This window comes from Aestuariivirga sp. (genome assembly GCF_965227715.1).
Classification (GTDB): domain Bacteria; phylum Pseudomonadota; class Alphaproteobacteria; order Rhizobiales; family Aestuariivirgaceae; genus Aestuariivirga.
In genome coordinates this window covers 3,486,830-3,509,779 of the sequence record NZ_OZ245771.1, presented here as the reverse complement: position 1 = coordinate 3,509,779, position 22,950 = coordinate 3,486,830, and the positions used below count along the sequence as shown (strand labels likewise).

At 62.5% G+C, this 22,950-nt stretch carries 24 protein-coding genes and 2 tRNA genes; 12 read left to right on the top strand and 14 right to left on the bottom strand.

Annotated features, from left to right (window positions below; genetic code table 11):
* Positions 1–97: 97 nt before the first annotated feature.
* Both ACO06F_RS16580 and ACO06F_RS16575 read right to left on the bottom strand, forming a co-directional pair.
* The gene (locus tag ACO06F_RS16580) at positions 98–547 is read right to left on the bottom strand and encodes a cupin domain-containing protein (RefSeq protein ID WP_421696708.1); all 450 of its coding nucleotides are present in this window, start codon (positions 545–547) and stop codon (positions 98–100) included.
* A 344-nt stretch (positions 548–891) separates the two neighbouring features.
* Positions 892–981: transfer RNA gene (locus ACO06F_RS16575), tRNA-Ser, on the bottom strand.
* 110 nt (positions 982–1,091) lie between these two features.
* Between ACO06F_RS16575 and msrA the strand changes: the two genes are divergently transcribed.
* Positions 1,092–1,745, top strand: a complete 654-nt coding sequence (gene msrA / locus ACO06F_RS16570) for a peptide-methionine (S)-S-oxide reductase MsrA (protein ID WP_421693841.1) — start codon at positions 1,092–1,094, stop codon at positions 1,743–1,745.
* Here msrA and ACO06F_RS16565 read toward each other — a convergent pair.
* From ACO06F_RS16565 to ACO06F_RS16550, 4 genes are all read right to left on the bottom strand, one after another.
* Positions 1,742–2,824: a Gfo/Idh/MocA family protein gene (locus tag ACO06F_RS16565; RefSeq protein ID WP_421696707.1), complete on the bottom strand. Its 1,083-nt coding sequence runs from the start codon at positions 2,822–2,824 to the stop codon at positions 1,742–1,744. The two genes, msrA and ACO06F_RS16565, sit on opposite strands and share 4 nt — an antisense overlap.
* 38 nt (positions 2,825–2,862) lie before the next feature.
* On the bottom strand, positions 2,863–3,756 hold the full coding sequence (iolE, locus tag ACO06F_RS16560) for a myo-inosose-2 dehydratase (protein WP_421693840.1): 894 nt from the start codon (positions 3,754–3,756) through the stop codon (positions 2,863–2,865).
* A gap of 5 nt (positions 3,757–3,761) precedes the next feature.
* Positions 3,762–5,606, bottom strand: a complete 1,845-nt coding sequence (gene iolD / locus ACO06F_RS16555; RefSeq protein WP_421693839.1) for a 3D-(3,5/4)-trihydroxycyclohexane-1,2-dione acylhydrolase (decyclizing) — start codon at positions 5,604–5,606, stop codon at positions 3,762–3,764.
* An 86-nt stretch (positions 5,607–5,692) separates the two neighbouring features.
* Entirely contained in the window at positions 5,693–6,616 is a 924-nt protein-coding gene (locus ACO06F_RS16550; RefSeq protein WP_421693838.1) for a MurR/RpiR family transcriptional regulator, read from the bottom strand.
* Positions 6,617–6,714: 98 nt separating this feature from the next.
* Between ACO06F_RS16550 and ACO06F_RS16545 the strand changes: the two genes are divergently transcribed.
* The 5 genes from ACO06F_RS16545 (at position 6,715) to ACO06F_RS16525 (ending at position 12,353) form a co-directional block, all read left to right on the top strand.
* Positions 6,715–8,151: an NAD-dependent succinate-semialdehyde dehydrogenase gene (locus ACO06F_RS16545; protein ID WP_421693837.1), complete on the top strand. Its 1,437-nt coding sequence runs from the start codon at positions 6,715–6,717 to the stop codon at positions 8,149–8,151.
* Entirely contained in the window at positions 8,151–8,969 is an 819-nt protein-coding gene (locus tag ACO06F_RS16540; protein ID WP_421693836.1) for an HpcH/HpaI aldolase family protein, read from the top strand. Before ACO06F_RS16545 ends, ACO06F_RS16540 begins: the two co-directional genes overlap by 1 nt.
* Position 8,970: 1 nt before the next feature.
* Positions 8,971–9,954 carry a hydroxyacid dehydrogenase gene (locus ACO06F_RS16535; RefSeq protein WP_421693835.1) on the top strand — a complete coding sequence of 328 codons (984 nt, stop codon included), beginning with the start codon at positions 8,971–8,973 and terminating at the stop codon, positions 9,952–9,954.
* 122 nt (positions 9,955–10,076) lie between these two features.
* Positions 10,077–11,297 carry an NAD(P)/FAD-dependent oxidoreductase gene (locus ACO06F_RS16530; RefSeq protein ID WP_421693834.1) on the top strand — a complete coding sequence of 407 codons (1,221 nt, stop codon included), beginning with the start codon at positions 10,077–10,079 and terminating at the stop codon, positions 11,295–11,297.
* A 6-nt stretch (positions 11,298–11,303) separates the two neighbouring features.
* On the top strand, positions 11,304–12,353 hold the full coding sequence (locus tag ACO06F_RS16525) for a threonine aldolase family protein (RefSeq protein WP_421693833.1): 1,050 nt from the start codon (positions 11,304–11,306) through the stop codon (positions 12,351–12,353).
* A gap of 99 nt (positions 12,354–12,452) precedes the next feature.
* On the opposite strand, the gene ACO06F_RS16520 is transcribed toward ACO06F_RS16525, so the two are convergent.
* Positions 12,453–13,709, bottom strand: coding sequence for a cation:proton antiporter (locus tag ACO06F_RS16520; RefSeq protein ID WP_421693832.1), 1,257 nt, complete (start codon positions 13,707–13,709; stop codon positions 12,453–12,455).
* A gap of 232 nt (positions 13,710–13,941) precedes the next feature.
* Entirely contained in the window at positions 13,942–14,403 is a 462-nt protein-coding gene (locus ACO06F_RS16515; protein ID WP_421696706.1) for an Hsp20 family protein, read from the bottom strand.
* Positions 14,404–14,635: 232 nt separating this feature from the next.
* On the opposite strand from ACO06F_RS16515, the gene ACO06F_RS16510 reads away from it, so the two are divergent.
* From ACO06F_RS16510 to ACO06F_RS16500, 3 genes are all read left to right on the top strand, one after another.
* Positions 14,636–15,088, top strand: a complete 453-nt coding sequence (locus tag ACO06F_RS16510) for a hypothetical protein (protein ID WP_421693831.1) — start codon at positions 14,636–14,638, stop codon at positions 15,086–15,088.
* A gap of 190 nt (positions 15,089–15,278) precedes the next feature.
* Positions 15,279–15,866, top strand: a complete 588-nt coding sequence (locus tag ACO06F_RS16505) for a hypothetical protein (protein ID WP_421693830.1) — start codon at positions 15,279–15,281, stop codon at positions 15,864–15,866.
* 116 nt (positions 15,867–15,982) lie between these two features.
* Positions 15,983–16,906 (top strand): alpha/beta fold hydrolase, encoded by a 924-nt coding sequence (locus ACO06F_RS16500; protein WP_421696705.1) that lies wholly within the window; start codon positions 15,983–15,985, stop codon positions 16,904–16,906.
* Positions 16,907–16,912: 6 nt separating this feature from the next.
* Here ACO06F_RS16500 and ACO06F_RS16495 read toward each other — a convergent pair whose 3' ends face one another.
* On the bottom strand, positions 16,913–17,359 hold the full coding sequence (locus tag ACO06F_RS16495; RefSeq protein WP_421693829.1) for a J domain-containing protein: 447 nt from the start codon (positions 17,357–17,359) through the stop codon (positions 16,913–16,915).
* A gap of 119 nt (positions 17,360–17,478) precedes the next feature.
* Here ACO06F_RS16495 and typA point away from each other — a divergent pair, with 119 nt between their 5' ends.
* Positions 17,479–19,311, top strand: a complete 1,833-nt coding sequence (gene typA / locus ACO06F_RS16490; protein WP_421696704.1) for a translational GTPase TypA — start codon at positions 17,479–17,481, stop codon at positions 19,309–19,311.
* Positions 19,312–19,562: 251 nt separating this feature from the next.
* On the opposite strand, the gene ACO06F_RS16485 is transcribed toward typA, so the two are convergent.
* On the bottom strand, positions 19,563–19,925 hold the full coding sequence (locus ACO06F_RS16485) for an endonuclease domain-containing protein (protein ID WP_421693828.1): 363 nt from the start codon (positions 19,923–19,925) through the stop codon (positions 19,563–19,565).
* Positions 19,926–19,976: 51 nt separating this feature from the next.
* Complete coding sequence (locus tag ACO06F_RS16480; RefSeq protein ID WP_421693827.1) at positions 19,977–20,564, bottom strand: hypothetical protein; 588 nt, start codon at positions 20,562–20,564, stop codon at positions 19,977–19,979.
* Between the two features lie 41 nt (positions 20,565–20,605).
* Here ACO06F_RS16480 and ppa point away from each other — a divergent pair, with 41 nt between their 5' ends.
* Positions 20,606–21,142 carry an inorganic diphosphatase gene (gene ppa, locus ACO06F_RS16475; protein WP_421693826.1) on the top strand — a complete coding sequence of 179 codons (537 nt, stop codon included), beginning with the start codon at positions 20,606–20,608 and terminating at the stop codon, positions 21,140–21,142.
* Positions 21,143–21,199: 57 nt separating this feature from the next.
* On the opposite strand, the gene folD is transcribed toward ppa, so the two are convergent.
* The 3 genes from folD to ACO06F_RS16460 form a co-directional block, all read right to left on the bottom strand.
* Positions 21,200–22,078 (bottom strand): bifunctional methylenetetrahydrofolate dehydrogenase/methenyltetrahydrofolate cyclohydrolase FolD, encoded by an 879-nt coding sequence (folD, locus tag ACO06F_RS16470; RefSeq protein ID WP_421693825.1) that lies wholly within the window; start codon positions 22,076–22,078, stop codon positions 21,200–21,202.
* Between the two features lie 2 nt (positions 22,079–22,080).
* On the bottom strand, positions 22,081–22,326 hold the full coding sequence (locus tag ACO06F_RS16465; RefSeq protein ID WP_421693824.1) for a DUF167 family protein: 246 nt from the start codon (positions 22,324–22,326) through the stop codon (positions 22,081–22,083).
* Positions 22,327–22,403: 77 nt separating this feature from the next.
* A complete protein-coding gene (locus ACO06F_RS16460) occupies positions 22,404–22,709 on the bottom strand; it encodes a YggT family protein (protein ID WP_421693823.1) in 306 nt (101 codons plus the stop codon).
* Positions 22,710–22,836: 127 nt separating this feature from the next.
* Here ACO06F_RS16460 and ACO06F_RS16455 point away from each other — a divergent pair.
* Positions 22,837–22,912: transfer RNA gene (locus ACO06F_RS16455), tRNA-Ala, on the top strand.
* Positions 22,913–22,950: the final 38 nt, after the last annotated feature.

Genomic DNA, 22,950 nt, shown 5'->3' with positions numbered 1-22,950 from the left:
CAATCGAACCCCGCCTTCAAACCCTTCTATTGGTTCGCTATCGCCGGCGCTAGAAGTTCCCCGAGAGCGCTGGATCCATTCTCTTGTTGAACAGTCGCTAAGCGTTTGCACTTTCCGGAAGAAAGTCCACGTCATGCTCGGCAGATGCTTTGATTGCCGCCGGAATGTCAGTCATGTTGTGTAGGGTCTTGAACAGGGCTTCAAGCTTGCCGGCGGGTGAAACCCAAAAGAGCGCGCGGGCGGGCTTGTCTGACTTGTTGAAGTAACCATGGGGGATGCCCCGCGGCATGCGCACCAGATCCCCCACTTTGGCCGTATGCCAATGGCCATCGAGCTTGAGTTCAAGCTGGCCTTCCTGGACGAGTATGAATTCATCCTGCGTGGGATGGATATGAACAGGCACGAACTGACCTGGCTCCGAATTGGCTTCGAATGCGAAAGTGGTGTCGCAGCTTGCCTTCGGAAAATAACGTTGGCCAAGTATATTCCACTCGACTTCACCAAAGCCCGTGCTGTTGCGGGTGATGCCGCCCTCGAGATCGCTCATTGTCCTACCCTCCGTAAACGCCAACTGATCCTTGGACAGTTGCACAAACAGGGACGTCATGGAACAGTTGTACTGTGTGATACGTGGATGTGGCAGCGCTGATAAAAATGCCCTGACCGGTGCATCTGTCTCAATACGGCATGTCGTCCACGAAACAGCATCGAAGAGTCGTACTCAAATTCCTGGCCACAGAGATATCCCGCCGTACAGCGCGTCAAGAGCCGGAGCAAAGGCGTCTCTGGTTACGGCAGCCCGTTGCTGAGGGAGTGCAAGCCACGGAAATTCCGCGACATTGTCACGACCGCCCGAAGAGATAAAATACTATTCGATATCAATTAGTTAGCTGGCGGAAGAGGAGGGATTCGAACCCTCGTTACGCTTTCACGTAAACACGCTTTCCAGGCGTGCGCCTTAAGCCACTCGGCCACCCTTCCACGGAGCGGGCGGAATATAGCCAGAGGTGTTCTTAAATCAAGCATTGTTGAGTGGCAGCGAGAAGATTGTGTGACTATATGGGGCAGGCAGTTCAGGAGGATCTGATCCAATGTTCTTCACACGCCAGAAAACCCGCATGATTCCTGCTTCCGACGCGCTTCCGGGCCGTGTCGAGGCCATTCCCACGGCCGAGCGCCATTTCGTCAACGGCAATCCGCTGAAGGGCCCCTACCCCGCCGGATTGGAGACGGCCGTCTTCGCGCTGGGCTGTTATTGGGGTGCCGAGCGCGCCTTTTGGCAGGTGCCGGGCGTCTGGGTTACGGCCGTTGGCAATGCCGGCGGCTTCACGCCCAATCCGAGCTACGAAGAGGTCTGTTCCGGCCTCACCGGCCATGCCGAATCGGTACTCGTGGTCTTCGACCCCGCCAAGGTTTCCTATCAGGAGCTGCTGAAGCGCTTCTTCGAAGCCCATGATCCGACCCAGGGCATGCGCCAGGGCAATGACGTCGGCACGCAATACCGCTCCGCCATCTATTGGACGAGCCCGGCCCAGCGTGATGCCGCTGAGGCCGCAAAGGCGGCCTATGAGGCGGCCCTGAAGGAGAAAGGTCTAGGCCCCGTCACAACGGAGATTGCAGAGGCAGGCCCCTTCTATTTTGCGGAGGCCCACCATCAGCAATATCTCGCCAAGAACCCCGGCGGCTATTGCGGCCTGGGCGGCACCGGCGTCTCCTGCCCCATCGGAACGGGTGTGGCGGCCTAGCTGATCTTGACCCAGCTGCGTGAACGGGAGGCGGCAATGGCCGCCTCCACTACTTTCTGGATCTCGTAAGCTTCCCGGAAATCAGGGCCGGACACGCGGCCCTCGCCGATCCCCCGCAGGAACTCGCCAATCTCGATGGTCTTCAGATCGTTGAAGCCCAGCTGATGGCCGCCGGCGATGCAGAACTGGCCATAGGGCACGTGCTGCGGGCCGGCCTCGATCTTCACATAGCCGCTCGTCCTGGCATCTCCGCCCGCCTTGTAGAACAGGAGCTCGTTCAGCCGCTCCTGGCTGAACACCAGCGAGCCCTTCTCGCCCGATATTTCGAAGCCCAGCTGCATCTTGCGCCCCGTGGCCACCCAGTTGGCTTCGATGGTGCCGCCGCAGCCGCGCCCGAAATTGACCAGGATGCGCGCCACGTCATCGACCAGCACATCCTTTCGCTCCGCCGCCCCGCGCGCCACGGGCCGCGAGGCCACAACGGTGCGCACATCCGCCGTCACTTCGGCGATGGGACCCAGCAGAAACCGCGCCATGCCGATGATGTGGGAACCCAGATCCGCAATCACGCCAGGCCCCCCAACGGGGTCGATGCGCCAGCTATAGGGGCTCTCGGGATCATGCATATAATCTTCTGCATGAATACCGCGAAAGCCGGTGATCTCGCCCAGCTCTCCTGCCGCAATCATGTCCCGCGCCAGCTTGAGAAGCGGGTTCTTGATGTAGTTGAAGCCCACTTGCGTGGAAACGCCCGCCTTCTCCGCCGCGTCCACCATCTCAAGCGAGTGTGCAAGGGAAGGTGACAGCGGCTTCTCGCAATGCACATGCTTGCCCGCCGCAATGGCCGCGAGCGCCATCTCCCGGTGAAGGGTGTTCGGCGTGGTGATCGACACCACGTCCACATTCGGATCATTCACCAGATCGCGCCAATGGCCGGATGAGCGCTGAAAGCCATATTGATGTGCGGCCTTGGCGGCGAGGCCTTGATCCACATCCGCAATCATCTCAAGTCGCGGCACCGGAATGTCGGGAAAGGCCGCAAGTGCTGCGCGGTAGGCAAAGGCATGGGCCTTTCCCATGAAGCCGGTGCCGATGATGCCAATGCCAAGCGACTGCGTCACGCCACAACCTCATAACCAGCGGCCGTCATCACGCGCATCAGCTCCTTGTGGCCCACCTGCGCCATTTTAAGCGGCGGAGATGTCTTGGGATCCTGCTCGGCCTCGACCACGAACCAGCCTTCATAGCCATAGGAGCTGAGCTTCTTGACGATCGCCCCGAAATCCAGCGAACCATCGCCCGGAACGGTGAAGGCCCCCTTGATCACCGCATCGAGAAAGCTTTCCCGCGTACGGTCCAGACCGTTGATCACATCCATGCGCACATCCTTCGTGTGCACGTGGCGGATTCGCGCATGGTGCTTGTCGATGCAGCGCAGAACGTCGCCGCCGGCAAAGGCCATGTGGCCTGCATCGAACAGGAGCGAGATTGAGGAATTCGCCATGAACAGGTCAAGCTCGGGCTCGGTTTCAACCACCGCCGCCATGTGGTGGTGGTAGACCAGCGGCATGCCCTGCGCTTCGACCCAGGAGGCGAAGTCAGACATTTTCGCGCCGTAGTCCTTCATCTCGGCCTCGGTAAGTTTCGGCTTCGTGGCCAGCGGCTTCGAACGGTCGCCCTGGATGGAGCGCCCCACTTCGCCATAAACGATGCAAGGGGCAGCGACCTCCTTGAACAGATCGATCATCGGCTGGATGCGCTGCTGGTTGGCCTCAATCGATTCATTGACGATGGTGCCGGAGAACCAGCCGCCGCACAGCGTCACATCGGCACGTTTCAGAATGGGCAGCATCTCGGACGCCTGCTCCGGAAAGCGGCGGCCTTTCTCCATTCCGGTGAAGCCCGCGGAGCGGGATTGGCGCAGGCATTCCTCCAGCGACACATCGTCCGAGAGTTCGGGAAGATCGTCGTTCCACCAGGCGATGGGCGACATGCCCAGCTTTGCTTTCATCTTAATCAGACTCCAATGCGTTGCTTCTTGCGGATCGTCTCATGGTGCTCGCGGGCCTTCTGCACGTCCGGACGGTCGGAGACTTCCGGAACGCCCACATCCCAGTCGGCATCACCCGGAACCCAGGCATAGGCATCGGTGACGAGCGAGATCACCGTGGTGCGGTCCGTGGTCTTGGCCCATTTGAGCGCGGCTTCGAGGTCCGCCAGGCTTTCGCAATGGCGGGTCGCCGCCCCCATGGATTCCGCATGCTTGGCGAAATCAACAGCGAAGGGCTGCTTCACCCGGCTGTCCTTGATGAGATTATTGAAGGAGGGCGTGCCCTTGAAATTCTGCAGGCGGTTAATGACCGCGTAGCCGCCATTGTCGCACACCACTACGATCAGCTTGTGGCCGGTCAGCACCGTCGAATAGATATCCGAATTCATCATCAGATAGGCGCCGTCGCCCACCATCACGATGGTTTCGCCATCGCCCTTCTTGGCCATGGCGTGGCCCCAGCCGCCCGCGATCTCATAGCCCATGGCGGAGAAGCCGAATTCGAGGTCATAGGTGTTGGGGTTCTTGACGCGCCAGCCCTTGGCGGTCTCGCCCGGAAGGCCGCCGGACGCCGTCACCATGGTGTCATTGGGTGCGGCCCACTGGTTCACAACGCTCACCACCTGGGCGTAGGTAGGGACCGCCGCATTGGTGGGCTTCTGGTAGCTGTCCACCAGATCGTTCCAGGCCTTGAAGGCAGTCTTGGATTTCTGGGTCCAGGCCGCATCGGCCTTCCAGCCCCCGAGCGCCTCTTCTAGTTCTGCCACGGTCTCCTTGGCGTCTCCGACAACGGCCAGCGCCCGGTGCTTCACGGCATCATAGCGCGCTGCATTGATGGAGACGAACTGCGCATCATGGGCAAACACCGTCCAGGAACCGGTGGTGAAATCCTGAAGCCGGGTGCCGATGGCGATGATCACATCCGCCGCCCCGGCGAGCTCATTGGCGGAGGTTGATCCCACAACGCCGATGGGGCCCACATGGGCCGGGTGGTCATGCGTCACGGCACCCTTGCCGGCAATCGTCTCGGCCATCGGCACGCCATGCTTCAGAGCGAAATCGGCCACGTCCCGTTCCGCACCGGAATAGCGCACGCCGCCGCCTGAAATGATGAGCGGCCGCTTGGCGGACTTGATCAGCTCCACCGCCTTCGCCACGCGGGTACGGTCCGGCCGCAGCCGGGGGATGGTGTGAACGGTGGGTGTGAAGAATTCCTCCGGATAGTCGAAGGCCAGTTCCTGCGTGTCCTGGCACAGCGCGATGAAGGCCGGCCCGCAGTCGCCAGGGTCGAGCATGGTGGCAATGGCCTGCGGCAGGGAGGAGATGATCTGCTCCGGGTGGGTGATCCGGTCCCAGTAGCGCGTCACGGCCTTGAAGGCATCGTTGACCGAGGTGGTCGGGTTGTTGAAGTGCTCCACCTGCTGCAGCACCGGGTCTGGCCTGCGGTTTGCGAACACATCGCCTGCGAGGATCAGAACCGGCAGGCGGTTGGCATGGGCGCAGCCGGCGGCCGTCACCATGTTCAAGGCGCCGGGCCCGATGGAAGACAGCGCCACCATGAACTGCCGCCGCCGCATCGCCTTGGCAAAGCCCACGGCGGCCAGCGCCATGGACTGCTCGTTCTGCCCACGCCACGTGGGAAGCTGGTCCTGCACCGCCTCAAGCGCTTCCGAAAGGCACGTCACATTGCCATGACCGAAGATGCCGAAAAGCCCGGCGAACAGCGGTTCGCGCTTGCCGTCAATGATGGTGAACTGGTTGCACAGATAGCGCACCAGCGCCTGTGCCATGGTCAAGCGGACGGTCGGCATGCGGGTTACTCCCATTGACGTTCGGTTTGAAACATTTCGTCTATTCGTACAATATATGGAACAGCTTTTCCATTAGCTGCGGCAGTTTATGTCTGTAGCCGGGCCGGAGGCGAGAGCCGGTGTTTCGGATTTTGTGCGATTTCGGTGACGGTCGGAATGCGCGGGTCACGCTCGGGCTGGAGGATTGCAGCCGTTGCGGTGGCCAGGCACTGGATGAGGGACATGGGCGCGGCGAGGGATCGTGAAAACGAATACTCATCTTCCGGCACGGTGAACAGCACCTGGGCATTCTTGGCCAGTGGTGACAACGGGCTGTCGGTTATGGCGATCATCGGCGTGGCTGTGGCATCTGCGATTTCTGCGACGGCAACAACCTCTTTTGCATAGTGCCGGAATGCAATTGCAACCAGCACATCGCGCGCTGTCATCGTCTGCGCCATCTCCTGCGCAAGACCTCCCGCAGGGTCGAGAAGCACCACCCGGCGCTGCAGCATGGTGAGGAGATAGCGCAGCAGAATGGCGAGGGGTTCGGAGCGGAGCTGGCCCGCAATATAGATCGTGTCAGCCGTGGTCAGCAGCCGCGCCGCTGCGTCCAGCTCCTCTTCACGCACCGTATCGAGAAGCCCCTGGAGGGAGGCGATATCGCGCACCACAACGTCTCGCAGGAAACCCTTGGAGCCTTCCCCGCCGGTCCGCGTAAGCTCTTCTTCCAGAGCGCTGATCCGCTCCCGGAAGCCGGGCGCGGCAGTGGCGAGCCTGGTTTGAAATACGCTCTGCAGGTCCTTGAAGCCGGAATAGCCAAGCCCCTGCGCAAAACGCACCAGACTTGAAGGATGGACCCCACATTTCCCGGCAATAGCACCAATCGATTCAAGCGCGATCACATTCGGATTTTGCGTCAGAAACCTTGCAATCTGCTGCGAACCTGTTGAGAATGCTTGATAATCCCGCGTGATGAGATTCACCACGCCCTCATAGTTCCGGGGCACTGCGGGCTTGTTGTTGGCCATGAACGCAAGGCTTAATGCGCGGTCCCGGGCTTGACAAGAAAAAATCGTTGCCTCAATCAGGATGCCGCAACAAGCGTTGCAGAAACGGATGAATGCGCATGTATGAGACTTACGGCCTTCTGATCGGCGGCACTTGGCGCAGCACTGGCGGCGCAGGCACAATCGAGGTGGCCGACCCAGCCACCGGCGACGTCATCGGAGCCTCACCAGCCGCCTCCGTGGCCGATGTCGAGGAGGCAATTGAATCCGCTGAAAAAGGTCTGAAAATCTGGCGCGCCACACCCGCCTGGTCACGTGCTGACATGCTGCACGCCATCGCCAGCATCATGGTGGCCCGCACCGAAGAAGCCGCCCGCCGCATGACGCTGGAGACCGGAAAACCACTCGCCCAGTCGCGCCGCGAATGGGCCCTCTCGATTGATCAGTTCCGCTGGTACGCGGAGGAAGCCCGCCGCATTTATGGCCGCTTGGTCGAAAGCCGCGCACCCGGCGGACGCGTTGAGATATCTCACGAGCCCATTGGTATTGCTGCGGCCTTCACGGCCTGGAATTTCCCGGCCTTTCTGATTGCCCGCAAGGTGGCCCCGGCGCTCGCCGCTGGCTGCTCCATCATCGTGCGCCCCTCGCGTGAGGTGCCGGGCACCGCCATGCTGCTGATCGATTGCGTGAAGCAGGCGGGCGTACCGCCGGGCGTCGTCAATCTGGTGATCGGCCCCACCGCCACCACCTATGATCCGATCATGGCTTCCCCCAAGGTCCGCAAGATCTCGCTCACCGGCTCCACCGCCATCGGGCAGCAGATGATCCGCGACTCGGCCAGCACCTTGAAGCGCGTCTCCATGGAGCTTGGCGGCAATGCGCCGGTCCTTGTCTTCGAAGACGCGCTGCTTGAGCAGGTGCTGGATCTTTCAGTGCCGGTCAAATTCGCCAATGCCGGACAGGTCTGCGTGACGGCCGACCGCTTCTACGTGCATGAGACTTTGATGAAGCCCTTTGTCGACGGGTTTACCGCGCGCGCCAAGGCGTTGAAGCTTGGCCATGGCCTTGAAGAGACAACGCAAATGGGGCCCCTCATCAACCAGCGCCGCGTCGATGCGATGGAGAAGATCGTCGCGGATGCCCAGGCCCGCGGCGGCAAGACCGAGACCGGGGGCGGCAGGTCGCAGGGCCAGAACAAGGGCTTCTTCTTCGAACCCACCGTGATCACCGGACTGCCCGACGATGCACTGGCGATCCGGGATGAAAACTTCGGCCCCATTGCCGCCATCACCTCTTTTTCCACGTCAGACGAAGCTTTTACGCGCGCCAATTCCAGCGAATATGGGCTGGCCGCCTATGTCTTCACGCGGGACCCCACCCGCATGCGCGAGGCGGCGGCACGGCTCGAGGCCGGCATGGTGGGGGTTAATTCCTATGCCCTCGCCGCGGCGGAAGCCCCCTTCGGCGGTATCAAGGCCAGCGGCATGGGGCGCGAAGGCGGCTCCGAAGGCATTCTGGACTACATGAATGTGAAGCTCACGCAGGTGGTGGTGTAATGGCACAGAACAATATCCGGCGGCTGTGGTCAGAGGGAAAGCCCGTGCTCAATGCCTGGCTCTCGATCGGGAATAGTTTCACAGCCGAAATCATCTCGCAGCAAGGCTATGACGCGGTGACAATCGACCAGCAGCATGGCTTTCTGGGCTATGAATCACTGGCGCCGATGCTGCAGGCGGTGAAGGCTTCGCCCGTCACACCCATGGTGCGCGTGCCCTGGCTTGCGGCAGGCGACATCATGAAAGCGCTGGACGGCGGGGCGCTGGGCATCATCTGCCCCATGATTAACACACGGGAAGAGGCGGAATTCCTGGTCTCCTGCATGCGCTACCCGCCGCACGGCCAGCGCAGCATGGGGCCGACGCGCGCGGTGTTCGCACATGGGTCTGACTATGGCAAATGGGCCGATCAGGACGTGATCTGCCTGGCCATGATCGAGACGGCGGATGGCATGAAAAACCTTGAAGACATTGTAAAAACGCCAGGTCTTGACGGGGTTTACATTGGCCCGGCGGACCTCACCCTTGGCCTCACGGGGCGCAAATACCCCACCGGCTTTGACCGCGAGGAGCCGGAGATGGTGGAGGCGATCAAGACCATTCTGGCCAGGGCGCATGAGGCGGGGATTAAGGCCTGCCTGCATTGCGGAACCTCCAGCTATGCCGCCAAGGCGATCGGCTGGGGTTTCGATCTCGTGACGCTGCTCAATGACGTGCGCTTGCTGGCGGGGGCTGCAAAGGCCAGCGTGGACCAGACCAAGGCATTGATCGGACAACAGGTTTCGGCAGAGCCCGCACCAAAGAACACAGGCTACTGAAATGCCCCATATTCTGATTGCCGGAAAACTGCACCGCGCCGGGATCGAGCGGCTGAAACAGGCAAGTGGTGTGACTTTCACGCTGGTGGATGAGGTTTCAGTGGAAAGCTACCGGCCCCACGTGGCCGAGGCCGATGCCGTGGTGCTGCGCACCCAGCCGATGACGGCGGAGGTAATCGCCGGGGCGCCCCGCCTTAAGGTCGTCTCCCGCCATGGCGTCGGCTATGACGCCGTGGACGTCAAAGCCTTGAATGCACGGGGAATTCCGCTTTGCATCGTGGGCGACGTCAACTCCCGCGCGGTGGCCGAGCACACGCTGATGCTGATGCTGGCCGTGGCGCGGCGCGCCGCACAGCATGACCGCGCCGCGCGCGAGGGCCAATGGAACGTGCGAAACCGTTTCGAGACGGTGGAGCTTGACGGAAAGACGCTGCTGCTCGTCGGTTTCGGCCGCATCGGGCGGCGCGTGGCGGAGCTCGCCAAGGCCTTCGGCATGGCTGTGACGGCCTATGATCCCTTTGTAAAACCTGATCTTTTGGCAAAGCATGGGGTAAGGCCCGCAGCCGATCTGGTGAAGGCTTTGGCGGAAGCCGATTACGTGTCCCTGCACATGCCGGGCTCGGTGGCAGGTGCGGTGATCTGGGAGGAGGAGTTGCGCGCCATGAAGCCCGGCGCAATCCTTATTAATGCAGCGCGGGGCGGGCTTGTGGATGAACTGGCGCTCGACGCCGCGCTGCGCGAAGGCAGGCTTTTCGGGGCTGGAATCGATGTTCTGGCGGCTGAACCCCCTGCCCCCGATCACCCGCTGCTGAGCAATGAGCGGGTGCTGATCAGCCCACATTCCGCCGGCCTGACGGATGAATGCGCAGCACGGATGGCGGTCTCCTCCGTGCAGAATGTGCTCGACTTTTTTGCGGGAAAACTCGACCGGGCGCTGGTCGTCAATGCGGTCGAAATCGAAGCGATTCAGACGCAAAAACGGTAGCGTTCTGGAGCAAAAACGGAGCGTTTCGGTAGCAGTTCGGATGACATCCGGATTGACCTGGTCTGGCAATCCATTTCCGGATCGCGTAACCACCCCTGCGGACAAGGGGAGGCCTGGGGCAGATGTCGGACGCAGGGATGGTGATCGTCGGTGGTGGCATGGCGGGGGCCAGGGCCATCGTGAGCCTGCGGGCCGGAGGCTTCGAGGGTCCGGTGACACTCATTACCGAGGAGACGCTGCTGCCCTATGACCGGCCGCCCCTCTCCAAGGCGATGCTGACGGACGAGAATGAGCCGCAGCCGGTTCTGCTGCTGGATGAGGGGATGCTGGCCTCACTTAAGGCCATTCTGGTGCGGGGCGCCAGGGCCACCGCCATTGACCGGACGAATAAGGCGGTGGTGCTGGAGGACGGGCGGGCCATTTCCTATGACAAGCTGCTGATCGCGACCGGCGCCAAGCCGCGGCGCCTGTCGATCGAAGGCGGCGAGCTCGCCTACACGCTTCGCGACTTCGCGGATGGCGACCATTTGCGGAGCAGGCTGCGGCAGGCCCGCTCCGCCGCAATCGTGGGCGGCGGCTTCATTGGGCTCGAGGTTGCTTCAAGCGCGCGGAAGCTGGGACTTGTCGTGACCCTGATCGAGGCGCAGCCCCGCATTTTGATGCGGGGTGTTCCGGAAGAGATCGCCCGGGTGGTGCAGCAACGCCATGAAGACGCGGGCGTGACCATGGAAATCGGCACGGCGCTGACCGCGGTTGAGACCGGCGGCGTGAGGCTGGCGGACGGCCGCAAGGTGAAGGCGGACATTGTGGTGGCGGGGATCGGGGCGGCACCCGAGATCGCGCTTGCCCAGTCGGCAGGACTTGCGATCGAGAACGGCATTGCCTGTGACGCGGGCCTGCGGACCAGCGACCCTGACATTTTCGCGGCGGGCGACTGCTGCTCCTTCCCGCACGGGCTGTTCGGCCACAAGCGCATGCGGCTGGAGGCGTGGCGAAACGCAACCGACCAGGCCAATGTGGCCGTGGAGAACATGCTGGGCGGATCAAAATCCTATCTCGCCGTGCCGTGGTTTTGGTCTGACCAGTATGAGCTGTCCCTGCAAATTGCCGGGAGCCCGGCGGAGGGCGTTGAGACCATCAGGCGGCAGACGGGCGAACAGGCTTTCGTGATGTTCCACCTGGATGGCGAAGGCCGCATCGTGGGCGCCTCAGGGATTGGGCCCGGCAATTCCATTGCGCGGGACGTGAAGATGGCCGAGATGCTGATCGCCAGGCGGGCAGTACCTCCAGCGGCGGTTCTGGCCGATCCCACCGTTCAATTGAAAGCACTGCTCAAGGGCTGATCCAACATGAATTTTGCGTCCGACAATGTCTATGGTGTCCACCCGAAGATTCTCGCAAGCCTGAGCGAGGCCAATGCCGCGACCTCCCCCTCCTATGGCGGGGACAGCTTCACGGCGCGGGCCGAAGAGAGGCTGAAGGAGGTTTTCGGCTGCGACCTCCGCGCCTTTCTGGTGACCACGGGGACGGCGGCAAACGGACTGTCGCTCTCCGCCATAACACCCGGCTACGGCGCCATCATCTGCAATGCGGAAGCACATATATCGGTTGATGAATGTAATTCGCCCGAGATGTTCACAGGCGGGGCCAAGATCATGGGGCTTCAGGGCACCGGCGGCAAGATCACGCCGGCCCAGGTGGAAAAGACGCTGAAGGGCTTCATCCGCGGCGAGCATGACCCGAAGCCAAAGGGCGTATCGCTCACCAATGCAACAGAGCTTGGCACGGTGTATTCACCAGCCGAAGTCACGGCATTCTCTCGGCTGATCCGCCCGCGCGGCATGAAGCTGCATATGGATGGCGCACGCTTTGCCAATGCCGTGGCGGGGCTCGGCGTGACACCTGCCGAACTGACCTGGAAGGCGGGCGTGGACGTCCTCTCCTTCGGAGCCACGAAGAATGGCGCGATGATGCTGGAGGCGGTCATCTTCTTCGATCTTTCGCTCGCCGAGGATTTCGCCTACCGCCGCATGCGCTCCGGCCAGCTGATTTCCAAGAGCCGCTATCTGGGCGCGCAAATGCTAGCCTACCTTGAAGGCGGGCTGTGGCTGGAGAATGCCAGGCGCGCCAATGCGCTGGCACAGAAGCTGGCCGCGGGCCTCACCCGGACGGGAACGGTGCGCATTCCCAACCCCGTGGAGGCCAATGAGGTTTTCGCGGTGATGCCGCGCAGCCTCTATGACCGGCTGCTGGCATCGGGTGCGATGTTCTATGACTGGATGCCGGACAGCCTGGGCGGCGCAATTGGGGACCACGAAATCTTCACCCGCTTCGTGCTGTCCTTCGCGACGCCCGAGGACGAAGTGGAGCGCTTTGTGCAGCTTGTTGCTGCTGGCTGAGGACGGCCGCTGCGAAACCCACATCCGCCTTGGGCCCGTCATTCCGGCCTTCGCCGGAATGACGGTGTTGTTAAGTCAGTTGCTCAGGCCACCTTGCACCTACGCCGGCCTGCTCCACTCTTTTCCGCGGCGGCGGCCGTCCACCAGGGCCATGACCGGGGTGGCCGTGATCCCGTGGATGATGATGGAGAACAGGACCGTGATGCAGACGGTGGCCCAGAGAACGGCTGAGCCTGCGAACTCGGCATGGCCGAGTGCATAGGCGAGGTAATAGAAGGAGCCCAGGCCCCGGATGCCGTAGAAGGCGATGACGGCTCTCTGGTCCGTGGGGGCTGCATAGCCCGCGAGGCTCGCCATGGCGCTCAGGGGCCTGACCAGCAGAATGATCAGCACCGCGGCGAGCGCCACCTTCCAGTTCAGGGCGCCGAAGATCGTCCCCTCAGCCATGGCAGCACCGAAGAACACCAGGATCACCATCATGAACAGGCGCTCGATCTGCTCGGTAAAATCATGAAGGTGCTCGTGATAGGAATGTTTTCTCTCAACCGAGCGCAGCGTGACGGCCGAGACGAAGACGGCGAGAAAGCCATAGCCATGGACGAGTTCCGTGAGCCCGTAGCAGAGGAACATCGTTCCGATGGCAACAAACCCATCCCGCGTCTTGGCCAGCCGGGTGGTCTCCGGCGCCTGAAACGTCAGATAGCCAAGCGCCCGCCCCACCAGCCAGCCCATGCCGAGGCCGGCCGCGAGGCGCCAGGCCACATCGAGGCTGAGCCAATGCATGAACCATGACCCACCATCGGCGGGCTGCTGTGCGAGCGCGATCGCCAGATAGACGAAGGGAAAGGCCAGGGCATCATTGAGGCCCGCCTCGGAGGTGAGAGCGAAGCGGACATCATCCTCCTTCTCGCCATTGGGCCGGCCCACCTGCACATCGCTTGCCAGGACGGGATCCGTGGGGGCGAGCGCAGCGCCGAGCAGCAGGGCCGAGGCCGCGCTCAGGCCAAGCATGCTCCAGCCGAGCAAGGCGACCCCTGCGATGGTGAGCGGCATGGCGATTGCGAGCAGGCGCCAGGTGGACATCCAGCCGCGCCAGCTCAATGGCCGGTCCAGCTTGAGGCCGGCGCCCATGAGCGACACGATGACCACGAACTCGGTGAGCCGCTCCGTGAGGATCCGGCTTTCGAGCGGATTTGACGAGACCAGATAGGACACGGGCGAGAGCGCAAGCAAAATGCCGATCGCGATGCAGGCAATGGGCAGTGACAAGGGCAGGCGCTTCAGAACGGCCGGGAGCCACGCTGTGACCAGAATGACGCCGCCCAACACGGCGAGCAGCGTGACATATGCATCCATTGTGAGTCCTTTCCTCAGGCAGACGCGCCCTGGCCTGCCTGCTGCACGGGCCCGGAGGCTGCAGAGACACGTAACGCCCGGGCGTTGTGAAAAGGTCCCCAGGTGAATTCAGTTTTGCGGTGAAGCGGCGCTGAAAACGAGTTTGAGAGCGCATGCAAATGAAACAAGGGCAAAGAAATAGGGCGCTCCCCATTGGGAAGCGCCCCTCAGTCCGTTCACGGACGATGCGGCGTTAGGCGGCCTTGCGGGCTTCGATGACCTTGGGGGCGGCCTCGACACCGTTCACCGGAATGGTGCGGGGCTTCAAGGCTTCCGGCACTTCGCGCTTCAGCGTGATGTGGAGAAGGCCGTTCTCGAGACCAGCGCCATTGACCTGTACGTGGTCAGCCAGCTGGAAGCGGCGCTCGAAGGCGCGGGAGGCGATGCCCTGGTGGAGGTATTCGCCCTTGCTCTCGGTCTTTTCCGCCTTCTTGCCGGTGACGGAAAGGGCATTGCCCTTCACTTCCACGGTAATGTCTTCCGGCGCGAAGCCCGCAACTGCCATGGTGATGCGGTATTCGTCATCAGCGATGCGCTCGATGTTGTAGGGCGGATAGCTGGGAGCTTCGAAGGACGAGGCTTCGTTCAGCATGCGGGCCAGACGGTCATAGCCGACGGTGGAACGATAGAGGGGGGTGAGATCAAACATGGTCACATTCTCCTTGAGCAATGTCACAAAGGGTGCCCGCCAACGGGCCGGGCAGTTGACGAAACGCGAACCCCGGTGTGGGCGTCCGCAAGGCTGAGATAGGAAGCGGCCTGAAGGTTTCAAGAGGTGAACGGCGGATGAACGCGGGGTTCGGCTTCAGTTCAAACAGCACCCGCTACTGTCCTCCCAACGATGACGGACAGCCGGCATCGCAACATGAGCCCAGAGGAGATACCCGATGTTTGCCAAGCCCCTTCTTTCCAAGCCCCTTCTTTCCAAGTCCCTTCTTGCCGTTGCCGCCCTTGCTGCGTCATTCGCGATCACCCTTCCCGCCGCCCCTGCCAAGGCGGACGTTGATGTCGAGATCGGCATCGGCACGGGCTATGGCGGCGGTTATGGTGGCGGCGGTTATGGCGGTGGTTACGGTGGTGGCGGCTATGGTGGTGGCTACGGTGGCGGTGGCTACGGTGGCGGCTGGGGTGGAGGCTATTACCCCCCGCGTCCGGTGACCGGGATTTACGTCGATTGCAATGGCGGCCGCCGCATCCTGTCGCGCTATGGTTACATCGGCATCAGAATGCTGGAGTGCCGCGGCCCGGTTTACCGCTATTCCGCCTGGAAGAACGGCCGCCAGTATCTGATGCGCGTGGACGCCCGCGGTGACGTGAGCCGCATCCGCCGGATCCACTGACGCGTTTCAAGGCTTGGAAGAGGGGCTCCTGCCGGGGCCCCTCCCCACCCGGCGCCGTAGAAACGCCACGAAAGTGAATGACACAGGCAGGACAAGGATTGCGGGATTTGCCCCCTTCTGGTTGACTGCCGGTGCAGCGAGTTTGGCGCGGCGTTTCGGGCCGCAGAGTTTGAGTTCAAGAGGAAGTTCCATGTTGGTTCGCCGTATCGTTCTGAGTGCTGCAGCGCTTCTGTTGGCGGGTCTCGCGGGCAGCGAAGCCATGGCAGACCGCCGCCGCCCGCCGCCGCCGCCACCTTATTATGAAGATGAATATTACCCGGGCCCGCCGCTGATCCGCCGGATACCGGGCCTGCGCATTCTGTTTGGCGATTATGCGATGAGCCAGGAGGAATTCGACGCGCTCTACGGGCCGCCGCGCAAGCACCGCAGGTTCGACGACAGGTATTACGAGCCTGAAATTCCGCCGCCCCCTCCGCGCAGCAACGCCAAGCCCAAGACCACGGCAGCAAAGACCGCGAAACCGGCAACGGGCACGGCCGCCGCCAAACAGGCCCCGCAGAAGACCACGGCCGCGAACCAGAAACTCGCCTCCTCGACAGGCACGCTGAGCTGCGAAAAGGCGACCTCGGTTGTCAGCGGCTATGGCTTTTCCAGCGTCGAGGCGGCGAGCTGCTCCGGCAAGGTTTATGCGTTCAAGGCCCAGCGCGGCGGCAATTCCTTCGCCATCAAGCTCGACTCGGGCAGCGGCGAACTGACGGAAGTGAAGAAGCTTCCTTAAGGACGCAAAGTCAGGGTTGATGTCCCTTCTCCCATTGCTTTGAAACGGGAGAAGGGAAAGCCCTCCCCCTTGCCGGGTGATGCCGCCCACGGCTATGCTGAGGTGCCTTGCATCCGGTGATCCTCCATCCCACGCCTGAGAATCCGCTGCCCCCCGGCGCGGAATGCGTGGAGCTTGTGACCAAGGACAAGGTCAGCCTGCGCGCCATGCGGGCCATGCCGCCGGGTGAGGCGCGCGGCACCTTCGTGATCCTCGGCGGGCGCGGCGATTATCTGGAACGCTATTTCGAGACGACGCGCGATCTGATGGCGCGGGGCTTCGCCGTGGCGGGCGTGGATCTGCGCGGCCAGGGCGGCTCCGGGCGGCCAGCCTCCGACCCCTACCGTGACCGTCTCGAAAGCTTCGATGGCTTCGACGAGGATGTGCGCACGCTGATGGAGGGAATGGTGCTCACGAGCTGCCCCGCCCCCTATTTCGCGCTGGGACATTCCACGGGGGCCCATGTCTGGCTCCGGGTGCTGCAGGCCAACCACTGGTTCAGCGCCGCCGTGCTGGTGTCTCCGCTGGTGGACGTGATTTACGGGGCCTGGCCCAGGAGCCTGGTGGCCCTGCTGGTGAACGGCGCGGCGCTGGCCCGGCGCGGCTCTTGGTTTTTGCCCGGCGTGCGGAAAAAGCCGATGGGCCGGTCGGATTTTGCCGGTAACCCCCTGACCTCCGACCGCCGCCGCTGGAACCGGGACAGCAGCACGCTGGAAGTTGCCCCGCATCTGGGCCTCGGCGGACCAACCTTCGGCTGGCTCAAGGCGGCGCGCAGATCCTTGAAGGGCGTGGCGCGGATGAAGCGGCCGCTGGCCTCCGTGCTGATCGTGGCGGCGGGCAATGACCAGGTGGTGAGCAATGAGGGAACGAGGCGGCTGGCACGCAAGATGCCCGGGGTCGCGCTCACCTTCATTCCAGACGCCCAGCACGAAATCCTGGGCGAGCGGGACGAGGTCCGGCGGCAGTTCTTCGCTGCTCTCGACAGCTTCATTTCGCCCTGACGGCGGCTACCGGCCAATCTGCTCGAAGGCCAGGTTGATCCGCACCAGCATGTCGCGCACATACGCCTTCACTTCCTCGGGCAGCTCGTATGAGGCGATCCTGTCCGGGTGATAGAGCATCGCCATCTTGTGATAGGCTTGGCGGATCTCGTCCGCCGAGGCGTCCTTCGAGACCCCAAGGACGACGTGAGCATCGAAATTCGAAGAGGTTGGAGGCGCAAGCTGATCCGCCTTGGGGACGGCGGCCAACCGCGCCATGCGGATGCTCGACTTGGCGATATATTGCTGCTGGCCGGACAGCGTTAGAATATCCAGGAAGCGGTCAGCATTGTTGAGCGTATCGGCGATGCGGCTGGAGAGGGACAGCTTGATGAGCACGACGGAAACCGACCCGTCATCCAGCGTCAGGACGACTTCTGTCCGGCTGGCCCTGTCATCACGCTCTTTGAACATCTTTACTCCCTCATAGGTTGTAGTTCGCCTGCCAGCGTGATGCAACCGTTAAATTGCCTTTGTATGTTGCGCGTGCTAAGCGCGCCCCAACTCCCTCGAAGAGAAAGTCTGTGCGCCTCATGAATTTGCGCAATATCGCCATCATTGCCCACGTCGACCACGGCAAGACCACGCTGATCGACCGCCTTCTCAGCCAGTCCGGCTCGTTCCGCGAGAACCAGAAGGTTGCCGAGCGCGCCATGGATTCGAACGATCTGGAGCGCGAGCGTGGCATCACCATCCTGGCCAAGGTGACCTCCCTGAACTGGAAGGAAACCCGCATCAATATCGTCGATACGCCGGGCCACGCCGATTTCGGCGGCGAGGTGGAGCGCATCCTCAACATGGTGGATGGCGCCGTCCTTCTGGTGGATGCCGCCGAAGGCCCCATGCCGCAGACCAAATTCGTGCTGCAGAAGGCCTTGAAGATCGGCCTCAGGCCCATCGTCTGCATCAACAAGATCGACCGCCCGGACGAGCGCCACAATGAGGTGGTGAATGAGGTGTTCGACCTCTTCGCGAACCTTGACGCCAATGAAGAGCAGCTCGATTTCCCGATTATCTACGGCTCCGCCAAGCAGGGCTGGATGGCGGACACGCCCACGGGCTCGCAGGAGAACATGGCACCGCTCTTCGACCTCATCGTACGGCACTTCAACCCGCCGGTGGTCGAGGAAGGCCCCTTCCGCATGCTGGTGACGACGATCGAAGCGAACCCGTTTCTGGGCCGCGTGCTGACGGGGCGCGTGCGCTCCGGCACTATCAAGGCCAACCAGTCGGTGAAGGCCTTGTCACGCGATGGCAAGATCGCCGAGCAGGGCCGCGTCTCCAAGGTGCTGGCCTTCCGCGGCCTCGAGCGCCTGCCGGTGGATGAGGCGGAAGCAGGCGACATCATCGCCATTTCGGGCCTGACCACCGCGACCGTCTCCGACACCATCTGCGACACCACGGTGACCGAGCCCATCTACGCCCAGCCCATCGACCCGCCGACCCTCACCATGACCTTCCGCATCAATGACGGGCCCTTGGCCGGCAAGGAAGGCGACAAGGTTCAGTCCCGCGTGATCCGCGACCGGCTGGTGCGCGAAGCCGAGGGCAATGTGGCCTTGAAGGTGACGCCCTCCGTCAATGAAACCGACGCCTTCGAAGTGGCAGGCCGCGGCGAACTGCAGTTGGGCATCCTGATCGAGACCATGCGCCGCGAAGGCTTCGAGCTGACCGTGGGCCGCCCGCGCGTGGTGTTCAAGACGGATGAGGAAACCGGCGAGAAGCTGGAGCCCGTCGAGGAAGTGATCGTCGACGTCGACGAGGAATATACCGGCGTCGTGGTGCAGAAGCTCTCCGAGCGCCGCGCCGAAATGCGCGACATGCGGCCCTCAGGTGTTGGCCGCCAGCGGATCGTGTTCCACGCGCCGACGCGCGGCCTGATCGGCTATCAGTCCGAGCTTCTGTCCGACACGCGCGGCACGGCCATCATGAACCGGCTGTTCCATTCCTACGCGCCCTATTTCGGCGAGATCCCCGGCCGCCACACGGGCGCCCTGCTGTCGAACAGCGACGGCGACGCGGTGGCCTACGCCATCTTCAACCTGCAGGACCGCGGCCCGATGTTCATCGAACACGGCACCAAGGTTTATGCCGGCATGATCATCGGCGAACACACGCGGGGCAATGACCTTGAGCTCAACGTCATCAAGGGCAAGAAGCTGACGAACGTCCGCGCCTCCGGCAAGGACGAAGCTGTGGTGCTGACGCCGCCGATCAGGATGTCACTCGAGAAGGCGCTGGCCTATGTGGGCGAGGATGAGCTCGTCGAAGTGACGCCGAAGTCGATCCGCCTGCGGAAGGCGATCCTCGACCCGCATGAGCGAAAGCGCGTGAGCCGCTCCAAGGAAAGCGACAACGCCGCCTAGGTTTTCTTTCCCTTCTCCCGTCCGAAGGATGGGAGAAGGTGGCGCGCAGAGACGGATGAGGCTTCTTACGGCAGTGGGACTCGTTGTGAGAGGCCCTCATCCGCCCTTCGGGCACCTTCTCCCATTGCTTTGCAACGGGAGAAGGGAATTCGCCATGTCTTTCCCTTCTCCCGTCGCGCCGCGATGGGAGAAGGTGGCCGACAGGCCGGATGAGGGCCGCTTTCGGCATCGGGACTTGTCGTGAGAAGCCCTTATCCGCCCTTCGATACAATGACGTGCAGGATGCTGTCGAGAACGGCGTCCAGTCTCCGCACCACATCCTCATTCCACACCCGCAGCACGCGCCAGCCTTTGGAGTGGAGGCATAACGTTCGTTCGGCATCATATGCGGCTTCTTCTTCGGTCGCGTGTGTTGCGCCATCGACCTCAATGATCAGCCTGTGCTCACGGCAGGCAAAGTCGGCCACATAGGAGCCGACGGGCAGTTGCCGGACGAATTTCAACCCATGCAGACGGCGGTCCCGGAGCGCCGCCCAGAGCCGTTGTTCGGAGGCTGTGTCATGCCGGCGCAAGCGGCGGGCATGCTCGCGCTGGCGATCATCGAGAAGCGCCATTGCATCATCTTTATTGACCTAATTTTCCGTGGCAAGCGGCCCTCGCAAAACTCACTCCGCAGGCAAGTCCCTGCAGGCGGAGAGGTCGATGCCGGGTTCGCCGATTTTGGAATCGATGGTGGGTCCATCGGTGGCGCAGTCGAAATCCTCGTTGGCGAGGTCATCCGCCACGCGGCGGGCGTGGGCGTTGGCGTCCGGGTATGATCCGGCAATATAGTGCACGTGGCAGGCCTCTTTCCCGTCGAGCTTGGTGATGACGAGCCAGGTGACGGAGCCGCCGTCATCATCCGTTGTCACCCGCCAGCGCTGGATTGTGGCGAAGGCCTTGCCCTTCCGGAGCCGCCATTCGACCGGCGAGAGCGGGGTGTTGAAGCGGCTGAAGGTCTTGCGGAAGGCGCAAGTTGAGCCGGGGCTGGGACCGAAGCCCACGAAGCTCCGGTCATCGGAGACCGAAATCTGCAGCTTGGCCCCTTTGTAGCCGGGGCACTCCCAGCTGCCGGCGAAGACGTATTCATCCCCCTGCTCCACCTTGCGGCAGGTCTTTTCCAGGTCGAAGCTGGTGTAGGCGCTGGTGTTTTCGCCCGCCATTGCCGCCGCGGGCCACAGACAGAAGAAGGATAGCCAGCGGAGACGTCTCATGGCAGAGAAGCTGCCATAATCGTCAGAACCAAGGAAGCCCCATGCGCATCGACGCGATTTCGATCGGCAAGAATCCCCCCAAGGAAGTGAATGTGATCGTGGAGGTGCCGGTGGGGGGCGAGCCCATCAAGTATGAAATGGACAAGGAGGCCGGAACCCTGGTGGTCGACCGCTTCCTCTATACCTCCATGCGGTACCCCGGAAACTATGGCTTCATCCCGCACACGCTGTCAGACGACGGGGACCCCATCGACGTGCTGATCGCCAACCAGCGCGGCATCATTCCCGGTGCCCTCGTGGCGGTGCGGCCGGTGGGCGTTCTCAAGATGATGGACGAGGCAGGCGGCGACGAGAAGATCATCGCGGTGCCCACGCCCAAGCTGACCAGGCGCTATGAGAATGTGCATGAATATACCGACCTGCCGGAAATCACCCGCCAGCAGATCGAACACTTCTTCGAGCATTACAAGGATCTGGAGCCTGGCAAATGGGTGAAGGTGGTGGGCTGGGGCGGTGCGGCGGAAGCCGAGCAGATGATCCTCGACGCCATCGCGCGGGCGAAGGCGGCAAAGGGGTAAGGTGTGGTGGTTTCCCTCCCCACGAGGGGGAGGGGAAACTCCTTTCGTGCAGCGGCCTCACATCTCGGGCTGGGCAATGCCCTTCGCGGCGCAGGCGGCCTTGACGGTGTTGTAGAGCAGGCACGCGATCGTCATGGGGCCGACGCCGCCCGGAACCGGGGTGATGGCGCCTGCGACCTTCTCGCAGGAGGCAAAATCGCAGTCGCCCACGAGCTTGCCCTTGCCGTCCCGCTCGATGCGGTTGATGCCGACGTCGATCACCGTGGCGCCGGGCTTCAACCAGTCGCCCTTCACCATTTCCGGGCGGCCGACGGCGGCGATGACGAGATCGGCGCGGCGGACGACGGCGGGGAGGTCCTTCGTCTTTGAATGGGCGATGGTGACGGTGCAGTTTTCCGCCAGCAGCAATTGCGCCACGGGCTTGCCCACGATGTTGGAGCGGCCGATGACCACGGCCTCAAGCCCATCGAGCGAGCCCAGCACATCCTTCGCCAGCATCACCGAGCCCGTGGGGGTGCAGGGGACGAGCGAATCCTGGCCCGTCGAAAGTTTGCCGACGTTCACCACATGGAAGCCGTCCACATCCTTGGCGGGTGCGATGGCGGAGAGGACCTTGGTGGAATCAATGTGCTTGGGCAGTGGCAGCTGCACCAGAATGCCGTGAACCCCCGCGTCGGCATTGAGCTTCTCCACCAGCGCCAGCACATCTGCCTCAGGTGTTTCCGCGGGAAGCTTGTGCTCCCAGGAGTTCATGCCGACTTCGACCGTCTGCTTGGCCTTGTTGGCAACATAGACCTTGGAGGCCGGATCTTCACCCACCAGCACCACGGCCAGGCCCGGTGTAAAGCCGTGCTGCGACTTCAGGGTTTCAACGGCCTTTGCGATGCGCCCGCGGAGGCCTTCGGCAAAGGCCTTGCCGTCAATGATTTTCGCCATGTTCAATTTTCCTTCCCTGCATTCAAGATTCCGGCCAGCAATGCCTCAAGTTCCGCCGGATTTCCAGTGACCAGCACGGTCTTGTTGCGCTCCGTGGCCCCTGCCACCAGCTCAAAGGCGGATTTGGGAAGGCGGCAGGCCTTGGCGAGGGTTTCGATAACCGCCTTGTTGGCCTGGCCCTTGTCCGGCACCGCCGTGACCTTCACGGCAAGCGACACGGCGCCATCCGACGCCGTGTGGAGGCCCAAGACCTCATTCCGCGATGCTTTGGGGGTCACCCGGACGGAGAGCAGGAGTCCGCCCCGGCCCGGCCTTAATGGTGACGTCACGCCCAGCCGAGATTGATGAACAGGCGGGTGATGAGCATGCCGGCAAACTGCATGGCGATCAGCAGGATGATGGGGGAGATATCAATGCCGCCCAGATCCGGCAGGAAGCGGCGGATGGGCTTCAACAGCGGCTCCGTCAGCCGCTCCAGCGCATAGCTGATCTGGCGCACATACTGGTTGGAGCGGTTGACGATGCCGAAGGCCACGAGCCAGCTCATGATGACCATGGCCAGGATGATCCAGAAATAGATGTTGATGACGGTGAGGATCAGCCACAGGAAGGGGTTCATCGACATCATCATGAAAGAGCAGCCTCTTGAGGTTCGGTTTGGTGCAGATGTAGGCGGTGAGGGGCCGCCAAGCAAGCTTGACGCTCACGCGGGGAGCGACTAGAAGCCGAGCCACCTGTGGACACCACCTGTAACCAGGGGGGCGGTAGCTCAGTTGGGAGAGCGCGGCGTTCGCAATGCCGAGGTCAGGGGTTCGATCCCCCTTCGCTCCACCAGGTAACCATTTGCATCGGAAATCGGGTTTGTGCGCTTC

Bases quoted from the DNA above. Each gene is read 5' to 3' on its own strand.
- ACO06F_RS16580 (WP_421696708.1), bottom strand. From the start codon at position 547: ATGAGCGATCTCGAGGGCGGCATCACCCGCAACAGCACGGGCTTTGGT.
- ACO06F_RS16545 (WP_421693837.1), top strand. From the start codon at position 6,715: ATGTATGAGACTTACGGCCTTCTGATCGGCGGCACTTGGCGCAGCACT.
- ACO06F_RS16565 (WP_421696707.1), bottom strand. From the start codon at position 2,824: ATGGGAAAGGCCCATGCCTTTGCCTACCGCGCAGCACTTGCGGCCTTT.
- ACO06F_RS16525 (WP_421693833.1), top strand. From the start codon at position 11,304: ATGAATTTTGCGTCCGACAATGTCTATGGTGTCCACCCGAAGATTCTC.
- ACO06F_RS16485 (WP_421693828.1), bottom strand. From the start codon at position 19,925: ATGGCGCTTCTCGATGATCGCCAGCGCGAGCATGCCCGCCGCTTGCGC.
- iolD (WP_421693839.1), bottom strand. From the start codon at position 5,606: ATGCCGACCGTCCGCTTGACCATGGCACAGGCGCTGGTGCGCTATCTG.
- ACO06F_RS16495 (WP_421693829.1), bottom strand. From the start codon at position 17,359: ATGTTCAAAGAGCGTGATGACAGGGCCAGCCGGACAGAAGTCGTCCTG.
- ACO06F_RS16510 (WP_421693831.1), top strand. From the start codon at position 14,636: ATGTTTGCCAAGCCCCTTCTTTCCAAGCCCCTTCTTTCCAAGTCCCTT.
- ACO06F_RS16505 (WP_421693830.1), top strand. From the start codon at position 15,279: ATGTTGGTTCGCCGTATCGTTCTGAGTGCTGCAGCGCTTCTGTTGGCG.
- iolE (WP_421693840.1), bottom strand. From the start codon at position 3,756: ATGAAAGCAAAGCTGGGCATGTCGCCCATCGCCTGGTGGAACGACGAT.
- ACO06F_RS16460 (WP_421693823.1), bottom strand. From the start codon at position 22,709: ATGATGATGTCGATGAACCCCTTCCTGTGGCTGATCCTCACCGTCATC.
- ppa (WP_421693826.1), top strand. From the start codon at position 20,606: ATGCGCATCGACGCGATTTCGATCGGCAAGAATCCCCCCAAGGAAGTG.
- ACO06F_RS16540 (WP_421693836.1), top strand. From the start codon at position 8,151: ATGGCACAGAACAATATCCGGCGGCTGTGGTCAGAGGGAAAGCCCGTG.
- ACO06F_RS16550 (WP_421693838.1), bottom strand. From the start codon at position 6,616: ATGGCCAACAACAAGCCCGCAGTGCCCCGGAACTATGAGGGCGTGGTG.
- ACO06F_RS16480 (WP_421693827.1), bottom strand. From the start codon at position 20,564: ATGAGACGTCTCCGCTGGCTATCCTTCTTCTGTCTGTGGCCCGCGGCG.
- msrA (WP_421693841.1), top strand. From the start codon at position 1,092: ATGTTCTTCACACGCCAGAAAACCCGCATGATTCCTGCTTCCGACGCG.
- folD (WP_421693825.1), bottom strand. From the start codon at position 22,078: ATGGCGAAAATCATTGACGGCAAGGCCTTTGCCGAAGGCCTCCGCGGG.
- ACO06F_RS16530 (WP_421693834.1), top strand. From the start codon at position 10,077: ATGTCGGACGCAGGGATGGTGATCGTCGGTGGTGGCATGGCGGGGGCC.
- typA (WP_421696704.1), top strand. From the start codon at position 17,479: ATGAATTTGCGCAATATCGCCATCATTGCCCACGTCGACCACGGCAAG.
- ACO06F_RS16520 (WP_421693832.1), bottom strand. From the start codon at position 13,709: ATGGATGCATATGTCACGCTGCTCGCCGTGTTGGGCGGCGTCATTCTG.
- ACO06F_RS16535 (WP_421693835.1), top strand. From the start codon at position 8,971: ATGCCCCATATTCTGATTGCCGGAAAACTGCACCGCGCCGGGATCGAG.